The organism is Pantoea sp. PA1 (assembly GCF_056856975.1).
The window spans coordinates 976130-989398 of record NZ_JBXGEE010000001.1 but is presented as its reverse complement, the minus strand read 5'-3'; the positions used below and the strand labels follow the sequence as shown (position 1 = coordinate 989398).

At 57.7% G+C, this 13269-nt stretch carries 17 protein-coding genes; 9 read left to right on the top strand and 8 right to left on the bottom strand.

Features of this window, described 5'->3' with window-relative positions:
* Positions 1-9: 9 nt before the first annotated feature.
* On the bottom strand, positions 10-447 hold the full coding sequence (slyA, locus tag AC1V0D_RS04895; RefSeq protein ID WP_482907053.1) for a transcriptional regulator SlyA: 438 nt from the start codon (positions 445-447) through the stop codon (positions 10-12).
* Positions 448-597: 150 nt separating this feature from the next.
* Between slyA and AC1V0D_RS04890 the strand changes: the two genes are divergently transcribed.
* Genes AC1V0D_RS04890 through AC1V0D_RS04880 form a run of 3 tightly spaced genes read left to right on the top strand, consistent with a single transcriptional unit; the run spans position 598 to position 3694 of the window.
* Complete coding sequence (locus AC1V0D_RS04890) at positions 598-834, top strand: DUF1656 domain-containing protein (protein ID WP_009090455.1); 237 nt, start codon at positions 598-600, stop codon at positions 832-834.
* A gap of 5 nt (positions 835-839) precedes the next feature.
* Positions 840-1697, top strand: coding sequence for an efflux RND transporter periplasmic adaptor subunit (locus AC1V0D_RS04885; RefSeq protein ID WP_009090458.1), 858 nt, complete (start codon positions 840-842; stop codon positions 1695-1697).
* Complete coding sequence (locus AC1V0D_RS04880) at positions 1694-3694, top strand: FUSC family protein (RefSeq protein ID WP_325975100.1); 2001 nt, start codon at positions 1694-1696, stop codon at positions 3692-3694. Before AC1V0D_RS04885 ends, AC1V0D_RS04880 begins: the two co-directional genes overlap by 4 nt.
* On the opposite strand, the gene AC1V0D_RS04875 is transcribed toward AC1V0D_RS04880, so the two are convergent.
* The 4 genes from AC1V0D_RS04875 to AC1V0D_RS04860 form a co-directional block, all read right to left on the bottom strand.
* Positions 3695-4162 (bottom strand): hypothetical protein, encoded by a 468-nt coding sequence (locus tag AC1V0D_RS04875; RefSeq protein WP_009090461.1) that lies wholly within the window; start codon positions 4160-4162, stop codon positions 3695-3697. It abuts the gene before it with no gap.
* Positions 4163-4292: 130 nt separating this feature from the next.
* The gene (gene sodC, locus AC1V0D_RS04870; protein WP_150029981.1) at positions 4293-4811 is read right to left on the bottom strand and encodes a superoxide dismutase family protein; all 519 of its coding nucleotides are present in this window, start codon (positions 4809-4811) and stop codon (positions 4293-4295) included.
* 83 nt (positions 4812-4894) lie between these two features.
* On the bottom strand, positions 4895-5791 hold the full coding sequence (locus AC1V0D_RS04865) for an aldo/keto reductase (RefSeq protein ID WP_336794912.1): 897 nt from the start codon (positions 5789-5791) through the stop codon (positions 4895-4897).
* A gap of 68 nt (positions 5792-5859) precedes the next feature.
* Positions 5860-6099 carry a DUF1289 domain-containing protein gene (locus tag AC1V0D_RS04860; protein ID WP_009090473.1) on the bottom strand — a complete coding sequence of 80 codons (240 nt, stop codon included), beginning with the start codon at positions 6097-6099 and terminating at the stop codon, positions 5860-5862.
* 174 nt (positions 6100-6273) lie between these two features.
* Between AC1V0D_RS04860 and AC1V0D_RS04855 the strand changes: the two genes are divergently transcribed.
* The 4 genes from AC1V0D_RS04855 (at position 6274) to rnt (ending at position 9330) form a co-directional block, all read left to right on the top strand.
* Entirely contained in the window at positions 6274-6870 is a 597-nt protein-coding gene (locus AC1V0D_RS04855) for a TetR/AcrR family transcriptional regulator (RefSeq protein WP_482907400.1), read from the top strand.
* A 50-nt stretch (positions 6871-6920) separates the two neighbouring features.
* Positions 6921-8018, top strand: coding sequence for an N-ethylmaleimide reductase (nemA, locus tag AC1V0D_RS04850; protein WP_482907052.1), 1098 nt, complete (start codon positions 6921-6923; stop codon positions 8016-8018).
* Between the two features lie 116 nt (positions 8019-8134).
* Positions 8135-8542 (top strand): lactoylglutathione lyase, encoded by a 408-nt coding sequence (gloA, locus tag AC1V0D_RS04845; RefSeq protein WP_482907051.1) that lies wholly within the window; start codon positions 8135-8137, stop codon positions 8540-8542.
* 119 nt (positions 8543-8661) lie between these two features.
* Entirely contained in the window at positions 8662-9330 is a 669-nt protein-coding gene (rnt, locus tag AC1V0D_RS04840) for a ribonuclease T (RefSeq protein WP_009090480.1), read from the top strand.
* 43 nt (positions 9331-9373) lie between these two features.
* Here rnt and AC1V0D_RS04835 read toward each other — a convergent pair whose 3' ends face one another.
* The gene (locus AC1V0D_RS04835) at positions 9374-9709 is read right to left on the bottom strand and encodes a Grx4 family monothiol glutaredoxin (RefSeq protein ID WP_179291196.1); all 336 of its coding nucleotides are present in this window, start codon (positions 9707-9709) and stop codon (positions 9374-9376) included.
* Positions 9710-10074: 365 nt separating this feature from the next.
* On the opposite strand from AC1V0D_RS04835, the gene AC1V0D_RS04830 reads away from it, so the two are divergent.
* On the top strand, positions 10075-10863 hold the full coding sequence (locus AC1V0D_RS04830; protein WP_058956560.1) for a C40 family peptidase: 789 nt from the start codon (positions 10075-10077) through the stop codon (positions 10861-10863).
* Positions 10864-10910: 47 nt separating this feature from the next.
* Here the strand turns inward: AC1V0D_RS04830 and cydH are convergent, their stop codons facing one another.
* The gene (cydH, locus tag AC1V0D_RS04825) at positions 10911-11000 is read right to left on the bottom strand and encodes a cytochrome bd-I oxidase subunit CydH (RefSeq protein ID WP_122983609.1); all 90 of its coding nucleotides are present in this window, start codon (positions 10998-11000) and stop codon (positions 10911-10913) included.
* Between the two features lie 281 nt (positions 11001-11281).
* Between cydH and purR the strand changes: the two genes are divergently transcribed.
* Positions 11282-12307 (top strand): HTH-type transcriptional repressor PurR, encoded by a 1026-nt coding sequence (gene purR / locus AC1V0D_RS04820; RefSeq protein ID WP_009090485.1) that lies wholly within the window; start codon positions 11282-11284, stop codon positions 12305-12307.
* On the opposite strand, the gene punR is transcribed toward purR, so the two are convergent.
* Positions 12304-13209 (bottom strand): DNA-binding transcriptional activator PunR, encoded by a 906-nt coding sequence (punR, locus tag AC1V0D_RS04815; RefSeq protein ID WP_009090486.1) that lies wholly within the window; start codon positions 13207-13209, stop codon positions 12304-12306. The genes purR and punR overlap by 4 nt on opposite strands.
* Between the last annotated feature and the right edge of the window lie 60 nt (positions 13210-13269).

The window sequence follows — 13269 nt, the reverse complement described above, 5'->3', positions numbered from 1 at the left end:
GTCGGTTTTTTATTTCTCTTTGTTCTGCAGTTCGAGAATGTTTTTCTCAAGCCGGGCGATAAGCGTCACCATCTGGCTGATCTCATCCCGACTGATGCCGGACAAAATGTCGTCCCGCGTCTCATCAATCACGCTCTCCACCTGCTCAATGATAGGCTCCGCCTGCTGCGTGAGTTTGATGCGCTTGGCGCGACGATCGCTGGCACAGGTCGAGCGGGTAATTAACCCTTTTTCTTCCAGCTGATCCAGCGTGCGGACCAGGGAGGGCTGTTCAATGCCAATCGCCTTGGCTAACTGGATCTGCGACTGTTCGGGCGGCAGTTGATGAATATTGTGCAGCGTCACCCAGTGAGTCTGAGTCAGCTCAAGCGGCTTCAGCCGCTGATCAATCAACGCGCGCCAGATGCGCACCAGGCGAGATAAATCCGTTCCGAGGGGCGTATCCATTTCATCTCCTTATAATTAGCTTGCTAGCTATCAAGCCAGATTCTACACTATTCTGCGAGTTTACAGGACAAATTACAAATCCCGGGCCAGGCCAGGAAATCGCGGCAGCGCTCTCCCCCTGCCGTTTGGGTTAACGAGGGATGTTATCACGTGCTCACCTCCGCTTTTTCAGGCGCGAAACCGCTGACCGATCTGGTTGTGGGCGCCTCACTGTTTTTTCCGCCGATATTCAAGGCGGTGCTCCTTGGCTTCTTTTTCTGGCTGCTGATCCACCCACTGGTGCGCGGCTGGATCTACTCCGGCGACGTCTGGCATCCCACCCTGTTTGATCTCTCCCTGTTTGTGCTGTGCGTTACCGCCGCACTCTGGCTCATCGGTCACGGATAATCGATATGAAATTTAACGCGGTAAAATATTTTTCCACCCTCATCGTCTTCGCCCTGGCGCTGCTGGCGGGGGGCTGGCTCTGGAACTACTACATGCAGTCGCCCTGGACCCGCGACGGTAAAGTGCGGGCAGAGCTGGTGGATATTACGCCTCAGGTGTCGGGCCGGATTGCTCAGCTCAGCGTCACCGATAATCAGTTTGTCCATCAGGGCCAGCAGCTGCTGACGCTCGACCCGGTGCCGTGGCAGATTGCGCTCGACAACGCAGCCGCCCAGCTGAGCAAAGCGCAGGCGGATCTGGCGAAAGCGCAGCATGAATTTAACCGGCGCGCTCATCTGCCGCGTAACATTATCTCTGCAGAAGATCTCGATGCGGCACGCCTCAGCGCCGGGGCCGCGGCTGCCAGTGCCAAAGCGGCGCAGGCGGAATGGGAGCGGGCACGCTGGAACCTGCAGCAGACGACGCTGACCGCCCCGACAGATGGCTGGATCACCAATCTGACGCTGCGGCCGGGCAACTATGCCGCGGCGGGAACGCCCCTGTTTGCGCTGGTGGACAGTCACTCTTACTACGTGATGGGCTATTTTGAAGAGACCAAGCTGCGCCATATTCATCCGGGCGCCGCGGCACAGGTGGTGCTCTACAGCAATGGCGCACAGTTGCAGGGCCAGGTGGAGAGCATAGGTCGCGCCATTTACGACCAGAGCATTGAGACGGACAGCGGTCTGGTGCCCGATATCAAACCCAATGTGCCCTGGGTACGGCTGGCGCAGCGGGTGCCGGTGCGCATTCGTCTCGACCCGCTTCCGGCACACACTGAGCTGATTGCCGGTACCAGCTGCACCATCTCCATCCAGCCATGAATATGCAGTGGCTGGCCTGGGATCAGCTGCCCTGGATTAAGGCGACGGGTGGACAGTGGCGCTACGCGTTGCGCAACGCGATATCAATGTGTCTGGCGCTGAGTATCGCCTACGGTCTGGATCTCGATGAACCTTACTGGGCGATGACCTCTGCCGCCGTCATCAGCTTTCCCACGGTCGGCGGGGCAATCAGTAAAAGCCTTGGCCGCATCGCCGGCAGTCTGGTCGGGGCGAGCGCCGCCCTGCTGATTGCCGGTCACACGCTGAATGAACCATGGCTGTTCACCTTTGCCATCGCAGGCTGGCTGGCGCTCTGCACCGGCATTGCCAGCCACTATCAGAATAATGTCGCCTACGCCTTCTCCCTGGCCGGTTATACCGCCGCCATCATCGCCTTCAGCAGCGTCAATATTACGGACATTACCGCATTGTGGACCATCGCCCAGGCGCGCGTCTGCGAAGTGATCTCCGGCATCCTGTGCGCCGGATTGATGATGATGGTGCTGCCGAGCACTTCCGATGGTGAGACGCTGATTACCTCGCTGAAACAGATGCACGCCCGGCTGCTGGAACATGCGGTCCTGCTGCTGCAGCCTTCCGCCAGTGAGGGGGTCCGCACCGCGCATGAGACGGTCATCAGCCAGATCCTGACCATGAATCTGCTGCGCATTCAGGCTTTCTGGAGTCATTATCGCTTTCGCCGCCAGAACAACGTCCTGAACTACGTGCTGCACCAGCAACTGCGCCTCACCAGCGTGCTCTCCAGTCTGCGCCGCATGCTGCTGAACTGGCCCGACGCCCCTGCCGCGCTGTTTGAGGCGCTGCAACAGCTGCTGGCGGAGCTGGCGAAACCGGACTGCGACAAATACCGGCTGGCACAGATCCTGCGCAGCGTGACACCGGCGGCGTCGGGGGACTATCGGCAGCGCGCATTCTCTCACCGGCTGCGCTACTTCTGCTGGATGTACCTCAACGTGCTGCGCTGGATCAGGCTGCTGGATCGTGCCGATGCGGATACCCGCTTTCAGCCTCCGCCGGTTCCGGCGCTGGCGCGCGACAGTGACAGTGCCGAAGCGGGCTGGAGCGCCCTGCGCACCTTCTGCGTTATCGTGCTGGGCTGCGCCTTCTGGATCAACACGCAGTGGTCTTCAGGCGCTTCCGCCCTGACTCTGACCGCGATCGCCTGTGTGCTCTACGCCTCTGCGCCCTCACCCGGCGGCAGCGTGACGCTGCTGCTGAAAACGCTGCTCTGGCTGTTTGCCTTCAGTTTTGTGATGAAGTTCGGCCTGATGGTGCAGATCAGCCTGCTGTGGCCCTTTTTACTGGTTCTGTTTCCGCTGCTGGTGACGCTGCAACTCTTTAAGTTACAGCAGAAACAGCGTGCCGGGATGTGGGGACAGTTCATCGTCTTTATGGGCTCGTTTATCGCGGTCACTAACCCGCCCGTCTGGGACTATCAGGCGTTCTTCAACGATAATATTGCCAAAGTGTGCGGGGTACTGCTCGCCTGGCTGGCTTTCCAGATCCTGCGCCCCAGCTCCGATGCCCGGCGCAGCCGACGGCATATCCGGGCACTGCGGCTGGCGTTCCTCGATCAGCTGCGGCGACAGCCCCGGCTCAGCGAAAGTCGTTTTGAATCGCAGATCTACCATCGCATCAGCCAGCTCAGTCACAGCCGGGATGAACAGGCGCGGGTCTGGCTGCTGCGCTGGGGGGTGGTGCTGCTCAACTGCTCGCATATTGTCTGGCAGCTGCGTGACTGGGATGCCGGTCCGGCGTCGCTGCTGCGGTTTCGCGATGAGAGCCTACAGAATTTACAGCAGATTATCAGCAGCCGTGGTGTGCAGCACAGCTCGCTTGATCGGATGCTGCTGGAATTGGAGGAGACGATCGCCTCGCTGCTGGCGCAGGGCAGCAACGAGGCCAGTGAACTGGCGGGGATTATCTGGCGCCTGCGCTGTTCGCTGGCACAGCTGAAACAGGCGGTTCCGGCCTGACTACTGACAATACTGCTGCTGCTGGCGGTTAAAATCGTCCTGCAGCTGTTGCAGCGTCTTGTGCCCCTCAAAACGGGTCTTATCCATCTCGGTCATCGGTTCGATCACCAGCGCTTTCTCATCCGGTGAGAAGATAAAGCGGCGCGTCAGTTCGCTGCCGGTGAAACTCTGACCGTGAATGCCGCCGCACACCATGGTCATGGTGCGGCGATAAATCGTGGTTTCAGTGAAATTGGTTTCCGTGGCGCTGCGGAAGACCTGATCGCACCCCTTCGCTTCCAGCCTGCGCACCGTGCTGCGGCTCAGCCATTCGCGACCTTTGGCAATCTTTTCGCAGGTGACACGCATCGGGCTGGTATCGATGGTGCGCTGAAGCTCCCGCCCGGTTTCAGTAACCAGTTGCGTATCATTGGGTTTATCGCATCCCACCAGCAGCAGACTCAGCAGTAATGCGCCCTTGAATTTCATGTTCCTGCTCCTTTCCCCATCACGCTTTCGTACCTGAATCAATATCATAGGGGGGAAATGCAGGGGATGGTACAACAATTAATAAACCGGCAGGAGAAAAGCGGGCGGCTGGCATAGGCCGCCCGAAAATTCAGATAACGCCGCAGGCGTAACGTGCCCCGCCGCCACCCAGCGGTTTGGGATGGTCGGCATGGTTGTCACCGCCGACATGGACCATCAGCGCTTTGCCTTTAATCTCACTCAGCGACTTCAGTCGTGGTGCCAGTACCGGATAGGTTGCGTTACCCTGGTCATCAACATAGACCGCAGGCAGGTCGCCCAGATGCCCTTCCGCATACGGCCCCAGATGTTTGCCGGTGTTAGCCGGATCGAGATGCCCACCGGCCGCCCCGGCGGCCACCACTTTGCCCTCAGACTCGCCCGGCTCACAGCTGCCTTTGGCATGGACATGGAATCCATGAATGCCCGGCGTCAGTCCTTTCAGATCTGGGGTGAACTGCAGACCATACTCTGTCTCATCAATCTTTACGGTGCCCAGCGATTTTCCTATGCCCTCAGCGGTGACCTGATGAACCGTCACCTGTTCACTGGCGGCGTGGGCTGACCCACAGGCGATCAGCGCGAATAGCGCGACTGCTTTCATTTTCATGATGACTCCGTTTGCATACCAGGGTGTGCAATAAGTCTGGTCGCTGTTGCGCTATTCTGCTGAGAATTGACGCACTTTTACGCTCAGGGCACATCGTAGCCCAGCGCGGCCTTACGAATGCGGAACCACTGCTGACGTGACAGCGTCACGCTCAGCGCACCGGCCGCGTCGCTGACCCGCGCCGTTTTGCCCGACCCGATGATCGGCAGCGGACGCGACGGCAGCATCAGAATCCAGGCATAGACCACCTGATCCAGGCTGCTCGCCCCGATCTCCTGGCGCACATGCTCCAGTTCATCGCGCAGTGGCTGGAAGTGGGGATCGTTAAACAGGCGACCGCCCCCCAGACAGGACCAGGCCATCGGCCGGATACGCAGTTGCTGACACTGATCCAGCGATCCATCCAGCAGTCCGCTCTGCTGCACAGGGGAGATCTCCAGCTGGTTAGTGACCAGCGAGAACGGCAGGCGGGACTGCAGCAGGGAGAACTGGGCCGGGGTAAAGTTGGAGACGCCAAAGTGCAGTACCTTGCCGCTCTGGTGCAGAGCCATAAAGGCATCGGCGACCTGATCCGCGTCCATCAGCGGATCGGGACGATGGATCAGCAGCAGGTCGAGACGATCGGTGTGCAGGTGACGCAGCGAATTTTCTGCGCTCTGGACGATATGCTCTTTATCGGTGATGTAGTGACCGATCTGGTTTTCCGGGCGGGCGCGGGTAGCGATGCCGCATTTGGTCACAATCTGCAGCCGATCGCGCAGGCCAGGAGCCAGCTTCAGCGCCTCACCAAACGCCGCTTCACACTGATAGTCACCATAGATATCGGCGTGATCAACGGTGGTAATACCGAGGCTGAGGTGATGCTCAATAAATGCGAGCCGCTCCTGAGGCGACATGCCCCACTCCATCAGACGCCAGTACCCCATAACCAGCGGTGAAAAATCGGGCCCCTGCAGAGCAATGGCTTGCGGTTGTGACATGACGATCTCCCTGTTGCACGTTGGCTGACATTAGCGTGTCAGAGAGTATAACGGAAAGCGCCAGGCCGTCAGAATAACTCCGGCTGCTGCGGTGCGGGTGGCTCTTCGCCCTTTTGCTGGCGCAGCAGACGCTGACGCCGCATCTGGCACAGGCGAATCACCTCGCGCTTCTGGGCATCACTGAAGCGCAGCCAGTTAAACCGCTCATCGCGGCTGCGTAAACATCCCAGGCAGTAGCCGCGCGCATCGCTCTCGCAGATGCCGCGACAGGGGCTGGGAACCGGGAAAAACTCAAGCTGCTCGGCCACTACGTCTCCGGAGTCACAGAATAACCAGTCAGAGTAACAGCGTAGCCTGGTTGCACAGAAAATGAGCCTCAGCCGGTCACAATAATCGGGTTGTCGCGCGAATGGGTGAACACTCTGTGCCATCGTGTGGGCCGATCGTTGCAACCGACCGACTGGTCTACTACTCTCAGTGCCATGAATAAGACGCCACAACGCAACGAAACCCGCGAGCACCTGCTTCAGACAGGTGAGCAACTCTGTCTGCAACGCGGGTTCACCGGAATGGGCTTAAGCGAACTGCTGTCACAGGCGGCCGTACCGAAAGGCTCCTTCTACTATTACTTCCGTTCCAAGGAGGCGTTTGGCGTGGCGTTACTGGAACGCTATTTTGCACGCTTCCTGCAGGATGTGGAATTACAGCTCAGCCGGACGGATGGCACCCCGCGCGAACGCCTGCTCAACCACTTCCGTTTAGCGGTCGATCTGTTCGTTCAGCAGGGCCACATTGTGGGTTGCCTGGGCGTGAAAGTCTCTGCGGAAGTCTGCGATCTCTCTGAGCCGATGCGCGATGCCCTGCAGCAGGGTGCGGCGAAAATCACCGCGCTCTATGCGCGGACGCTGACTGAGGCGGTGCAGCAGGAGTCGCTGAACCTGCCGCAGCCGCCTGCACAGATGGCGGAGTTGCTGTCGCTGCTCTGGCTGGGTGCCAGCCTGCAGAGCAAAATTTCCCGCGAGGCGCAGCACCTGCGCCTCGCACTGAGTACCATCGAACAGTGGCTAGAACGCCACTGATTTTTAAAAAACGTGTTTGTAGACGACTGGTCTACTAATCAGGAGCTATTATGGCGAGTACCCAGCTGTTTCGTCCGCTGAAAGTTGGCGCAATTACCGTCCCAAACCGCGTCTTTATGGCACCGCTGACCCGTCTGCGCAGCATTGAGCCAGGCGATATCCCGACGCCGATGATGGCGGAATATTACCTTCAGCGCGCCAGCGCCGGTCTGATCATCACCGAAGCCACGCAGGTCTCTTTCCAGGCTAAAGGCTATGCCGGTGCGCCGGGTTTACATACGCAGCCGCAGATTGCGGCGTGGAAACGCATTAACGAAGGCGTCCATCAGGCGGGCGGCCACACCGCCGTGCAGCTGTGGCACACCGGTCGTATTTCCCACAACAGCGTTCAGCCGGAAGGTAAAGCCCCGGTCGCCCCGTCGGCGATTGCGGCGGGTACCCGAACCTCACTGCGTGCTGAAGATGGCAGCGTCTACCGCGAAGAGACCTCAGAGCCACGCGAACTGACGATTCCTGAGATCCAGCAGATCGTGGCCGATTTCGGTCAGGCGGCTGCGAATGCGCGTGAAGCGGATTTTGACCTGCTTGAGCTGCACTCGGCACACGGTTACCTGATTCATCAGTTCCTGGCCCCGGATTCCAACCAGCGTACCGACGAATATGGCGGCAGCATCGAAAAACGCGGTCGTTTCGCGCTGGAAGTGGTGGATGCGGTCATTGCAAACTGGTCAGCCGATCGTATCGGTATCCGCGTTTCGCCGATCGGCAGCTTCCAGAATCTGGATAACGGCCCGGATGAAGAAGAAGCGGCGCTGTGGTACATCGGCGAGCTGGCGAAACGCAACATCGCCTACCTGCACCTTTCAGAACCAGACTGGGCCGGCGGCAAGCCTTACACGGATGCCTTCCGTCAGAAAGTACGTGACCTGTTCCCGTGTGCGATTATCGGTGCCGGTGCCTACACGGTCGAGAAAGCGGACGATTTGATTGGTCGCGGTCTGATCGATGCCGTCGCGTTTGGTCGCGACTACATCGCGAACCCGGATCTGGTTGAGCGTCTGCAGCAGGATGCTCCTCTGAATCCTCAGCGTCCGGAAAGCTTCTATGGCGGCGGCGCGGAAGGCTACATCGACTACCCGACACTGTAAACCTGTCTGGCTGCCGTCCGGGACGATGACGGCGGCCATTATTCAATGGCGATTTTCATCGCTATACTTAGCGCCTGGGTCATCCGGCGATGGCGTTTTACTTCAAAGAGGATGTTATGCGTTTACTACATACCATGCTGCGCGTTGGCGATCTGCAACGTTCAATTGATTTCTACACCCGTGTGCTGGGCATGCGCGTGCTGCGTCAGAGCGAAAACACCGAATATAAATATACCCTGGCTTTTGTGGGCTACACCGACGAGAGCGAAGGCGCGGTTATCGAACTGACCTATAACTGGGGCGTGGACAAGTATGATCTCGGCAACGCCTATGGTCATATCGCGCTGGGCGTGGATGACGCGGCTGCCGCCTGCGAACGTATCCGTCAGAATGGCGGTAACGTGACGCGTGAAGCGGGCCCGGTGATGGGTGGCTCCACCATTATCGCTTTTGTTGAAGATCCGGACGGCTACAAAATCGAGCTGATCGAAAACAAAGATGCCGGTAAAGGCCTCGGCAACTGATCCTGCCGCCAGCCTGCCCTCCCGGGCGGGCTGAATCCCCTTCTCTGCGCTTCATCTGCTGCACCCGGCCCCGTTTTTTGCCATAATGCGCGCTGCCCTTTTCCTGCAACGAGATCCTGATGTCTGAATCGAATTCCCCTAATGCACTCAATCAACGTTTCCGTGGCTTCTATCCGGTGGTCATCGACGTGGAAACCGCCGGTTTCAACGCACAAACCGATGCGTTACTGGAAATTGCCGCTATCACGCTGAAAATGGATGAAGAGGGATGGATTCAGACAGACCAGACGCTGCATTTTAACGTCGAACCTTTTGTCGGCTCGCTGCTGCACCCTGAAGCGCTGGCCTTTACCGGTATCGATCCCGCTAATCCGCTGCGCGGTGCCGTCAGTGAATATGAAGCGCTGCACGCCATTTTTAAAATGGTGCGCAAGGGGATCAAGGACAGCGGCTGCAATCGCGCCATCATGGTGGCGCACAACGCCACGTTTGACCTGAACTTTATGTCTGCGGCGGCTGAACGTGCCAGCCTGAAACGCAACCCGTTCCACCCCTTTGCGACCTTTGACACGGCAGCCCTGAGTGGGCTGGTGCTGGGTCAGACCGTGCTGGCGAAGGCGTGTATCGCTGCGGGAATGGAGTTTGACAGCAGTCAGGCACACTCGGCGCTGTATGATACGCAGCAGACCGCAACGCTGTTCTGTGAGCTGGTGAATCGCTGGAAGCGGTTAGGTGGCTGGCCCCTGCCCTTTGCCGAAGGCGATGCAGACACCAGCGCCTCCGTCTGAGGAATGCCACAACGAAAAAGGCCGACATTGCGTCGGCCTTTTTTTATTCTGCTTCTTTAAATTTTTCTGCGGTCTCTTTAATCAGCGACTGCAGTTCACCACGCTGTAACATCTCAACGATGATGTCGCATCCACCGACCAGTTCACCGTCTACCCACAGCTGCGGGAAAGTTGGCCAGTTGGCGTACTTTGGCAGCTCTGCACGAATGTCCGGGTTCTGCAGAATATCCACGTAAGCAAAACGCTCACCGCAGGCTGACAGTGCCTGCACCGCCTGTGCAGAGAAGCCGCAGCTTGGCAGCTTCGGAGAACCTTTCATGTACAGCAGGATCGGGTTTTCTGCGATCTGGCGCTGAATTTTTTCTACAGTACTCATAATTGCCTTCCTTAATTCGTCACTTCGTGTTTGTTTATTGTAGCGACTTCGCAGCGTGACTGAAAACGAGATTTTGATCGCTGCCTGCTGAAATCGCCATCCTGGTTAAGTCATGACAGGCACAGCGTGAATTCCTGATTATTAACAGCCGGTAACAGATTAATAATTCGTAATAATTTCGTTGATATAAGACGCTGAAAATGTTCATTTTCAGCACAATCGCGTGGGTTGCAAAGATTAACAATAAAAGGCATTACAGTTTTTAAAAGAACTGGACTAGAATGGCTTCGGCGCTGATCCTGGATCAGATTAATCTCAACTTTGTCGCGGTGCGTAGTGGCCCTGACAACTTAACTACTTAATGGACTATGCGTTTAATCATTACGCTTTTTATGCTGGCCTTTGCGCAACTGTTCTTCAACATCGCCGCCGCGTCTCCGCACGCTCCGGTGAACGTCAGTACGCATAAAGCAGAGAAAAAGAGTGCGCGCGAGGATGAGCGCCGCAAACGTCGCGTGGTGAAAACCACGACAAAAAAAACCCGTCTCAGCCCGGTTCAGAAGCTCAAAACGAAAAAACAGAAAAAAGTTGAACTGACCGCTAAACAGACACCTGCCAAAAAAACCTCGCTTAAGACCGCCCGACTCAGCACCAAAGAGAAAAAACGCTACGGCCACCAGCGCCTGCTGAAAAACGCGGATGCCAGCGAGACCGGCACCATTAAAATGAGCAAATCTCACCGTCAGCGCTACCAGAAAGCGCGTGAAACAGCGATGACCAAGCTCATGGGCCAGCTGGGCAAACCTTATCAGTGGGGCGGCACCTCCCCCCACACCGGCTTCGACTGCAGCGGATTGGTCTGGTACGCCTATAAAGATCTGGTGAAGTTTAAAATTCCGCGCACCGCTAACGAGATGTATCACCTGCGTGACGCTGCCCCTATCAAACGTGAGTCACTGGAAAAAGGCGATCTGGTCTTCTTCCGCATTAATGGCCGCGGAACCGCGGATCACGTCGGGGTTTACCTGGGTGACGGCAAGTTTATTCAGTCACCGCGTACCGGCAAAGATATTCAGATCAGTGCGTTAGGGGAAGATTACTGGCAGCGTCACTACATAGGTGCGCGTCGTGTAATGACGCCGAAAACCATTCGCTGAGCTGATGCAGTGTCAGAAAAAAGCCGAGAGAAGTCCCGGCTTTTTTATCAGTGCAGTACAGCGGTAAAACTAAAGGCCACAATCATCAGCAGGCAGCCGACAGTGGTCATTAACGCCAGTTTAAGATCGGTACTCATGGGTTGCTCTTTAACCACGTAATCATTGTGGTTATTCTATTTTCCCACAGCCGTGGGTAAAAATCTCGTTTTATCCGTTCAGCCTTGTTAGAATCCCGCCCTTGTTGCGCAACGCGCGCAGCCCTGATTCCGTTTGCGCACTTTTTCAGGCATTTATTCTCCGTCGGCCGCCGGTTTAATGCGCCATAACACGGCATTTTTGCGGAAAATACCCTGAGCAGACGCAAACGTTTAACACTACGCTTATCATACAGTTAGATAAGTCCTGGAGTCCGATTTTCATGGCAACAATTAAAGATGTGGCAAAACGCGCTGGCGTCTCCACGACCACGGTTTCGCACGTCATCAATAAAACCCGCTTCGTGGCTGAAGAGACGCGCGATGCGGTCTGGCAGGCGATCAAGGAACTGCACTACTCGCCGAGCGCCGTGGCGCGCAGCCTGAAGGTGAATCACACCCGGACGCTGGGGCTGCTGGCCACCTCCAGCGAAGCGCCCTATTTCGCTGAGATTATCGAAGCGGTCGAGAATCACTGTTTTGACAAAGGCTATACGCTGATTCTGGGGAATGCGCATAACGATCTGCAAAAACAGCGCGCCTACCTCAGCATGATGGCGCAGAAGCGCGTCGATGGCCTGCTGGTCATGTGCTCTGAATACCCGGACGACCTGCTGCAGATGCTGGAAGAGAACCGCAATATCCCGATGGTGGTGATGGACTGGGGCGAGTCGCGTGCCGACTTCACCGATACGGTGCTGGATAACGCCTTCCAGGGTGGCTATCTGGCGGGACGCTATCTGATTGAGCGCGGCCACCGCGACATCGGCGCCATCCCCGGTCAGATGGAGCGCAACACCGGGGGCGGACGTCATGCCGGTTTCCTTAAGGCGCTGGAAGAGGCGGGCATTCAGCCGCGCGCCGAGTGGATTGTGCAGGGTGACTTTGAGCCGGAGTCGGGCTATCAGGCGATGCAGCAGATCCTGTCGCAGAAGCAGCGCCCGACGGCGGTGTTCTGCGGTGGCGACATCATGGCTATGGGGGCGATTTGCGCCGCTGACGAGATGGGTCTGCGCGTTCCGCAGGACATTTCGGTGATCGGTTATGACAATGTGCGCAACGCGCGCTATTTTGCGCCTGCACTGACCACCGTCCATCAGCCCAAGGCTCAGCTGGGTGAGAAGGCGCTGGATATGCTGCTTGATCGCATCACCAGCAAGCGCGAAGTGTCACAAACGATTGAAGTCCATCCCACGCTGATTGAACGCCGTTCAGTTGCGGATGGTCCGTTCCGCGACTATCGCCGTTAATCCTCGCTTAACCACTCCTGATTAAGCGTTTGCGCATCACCCAGATAGCTGAGTAACCAGCCTGTTGCCGGTGATGCGCGATCCTCTGCCCAGCTGACACAGCAGGGGCTGTCCGGAAACGCCTGCGGCAGCGTCAGTTCCACCAGCGCGCCGCTGTCGAGCAGTGGCCGGGCCAGATGGCCCGGCACCATCGCCACGCACAATCCCGCCTGCACACACTCCAGCCCGGTTTGCCATTCCGGCACCACCAGCCTGCGCTGATTGTCCAGCGTCCACGTCATGCGCCGCGGCAGCGCCCGTGACGTATCCTCCAGCACCAGCGACGGCCAGTGACGCAGCGTGTCATCATCAATCCGGGTCGCCTGCGTCAGAGGATGGTCGGGTGCCACCACGCAGCGCCAGTTGAGCTTCCCCATATCCCGGAACGCAAACCGTCCGCCAACCGGTATCGCCTGGGTCGCGCCAATCGCGACATCGACCCGGCCATCGGCCAGGGCATCCCAGACCCCGTTGAAGACCTCATAACTGATGTGCAGCTCCATGTCCGGAAAGTGGCGATAAAAATCGTTAACCAGCTGCCGGGTACGCTGCGGTTTGGCGATGCGATCAACGGCAATGCTTAGCTGTCCGCGCCAGCCGTTAGCCAGCTGCTGACACTGCTGCCGGGTTGCGAGCATTTTTTTGATGACGCTGCGCCCTTCCCTGACAAAATGCTCCCCCGCCGGGGTCAGTACCACTTCACGGTGCTGACGCTCAAACAGCGGCACCGCCAGCCAGGTTTCCAGCTGGCGAACCGTATAGCTGATGGCAGACGGCACCCGATGTAACTCCTGCGCGGCGGCGCTGAAACTGCCCCCGCGTGCAACCGCGTCAACCACTTCCAGTGCATACTCTGACCACATAATCTGCCTTCAAAAATTTTAACAGCAACCGGCAAATATTACCGTTTCACAGCCGCAAAC

Bases quoted from the DNA above. Each gene is read 5' to 3' on its own strand.
- slyA (WP_482907053.1), bottom strand. From the start codon at position 447: ATGGATACGCCCCTCGGAACGGATTTATCTCGCCTGGTGCGCATCTGG.
- AC1V0D_RS04885 (WP_009090458.1), top strand. From the start codon at position 840: ATGAAATTTAACGCGGTAAAATATTTTTCCACCCTCATCGTCTTCGCC.
- AC1V0D_RS04880 (WP_325975100.1), top strand. From the start codon at position 1,694: ATGAATATGCAGTGGCTGGCCTGGGATCAGCTGCCCTGGATTAAGGCG.
- AC1V0D_RS04875 (WP_009090461.1), bottom strand. From the start codon at position 4,162: ATGAAATTCAAGGGCGCATTACTGCTGAGTCTGCTGCTGGTGGGATGC.
- sodC (WP_150029981.1), bottom strand. From the start codon at position 4,811: ATGAAAATGAAAGCAGTCGCGCTATTCGCGCTGATCGCCTGTGGGTCA.
- AC1V0D_RS04865 (WP_336794912.1), bottom strand. From the start codon at position 5,791: ATGTCACAACCGCAAGCCATTGCTCTGCAGGGGCCCGATTTTTCACCG.
- AC1V0D_RS04855 (WP_482907400.1), top strand. From the start codon at position 6,274: ATGAATAAGACGCCACAACGCAACGAAACCCGCGAGCACCTGCTTCAG.
- nemA (WP_482907052.1), top strand. From the start codon at position 6,921: ATGGCGAGTACCCAGCTGTTTCGTCCGCTGAAAGTTGGCGCAATTACC.
- gloA (WP_482907051.1), top strand. From the start codon at position 8,135: ATGCGTTTACTACATACCATGCTGCGCGTTGGCGATCTGCAACGTTCA.
- rnt (WP_009090480.1), top strand. From the start codon at position 8,662: ATGTCTGAATCGAATTCCCCTAATGCACTCAATCAACGTTTCCGTGGC.
- AC1V0D_RS04830 (WP_058956560.1), top strand. From the start codon at position 10,075: ATGCGTTTAATCATTACGCTTTTTATGCTGGCCTTTGCGCAACTGTTC.
- cydH (WP_122983609.1), bottom strand. From the start codon at position 11,000: ATGAGTACCGATCTTAAACTGGCGTTAATGACCACTGTCGGCTGCCTG.
- purR (WP_009090485.1), top strand. From the start codon at position 11,282: ATGGCAACAATTAAAGATGTGGCAAAACGCGCTGGCGTCTCCACGACC.
- punR (WP_009090486.1), bottom strand. From the start codon at position 13,209: ATGTGGTCAGAGTATGCACTGGAAGTGGTTGACGCGGTTGCACGCGGG.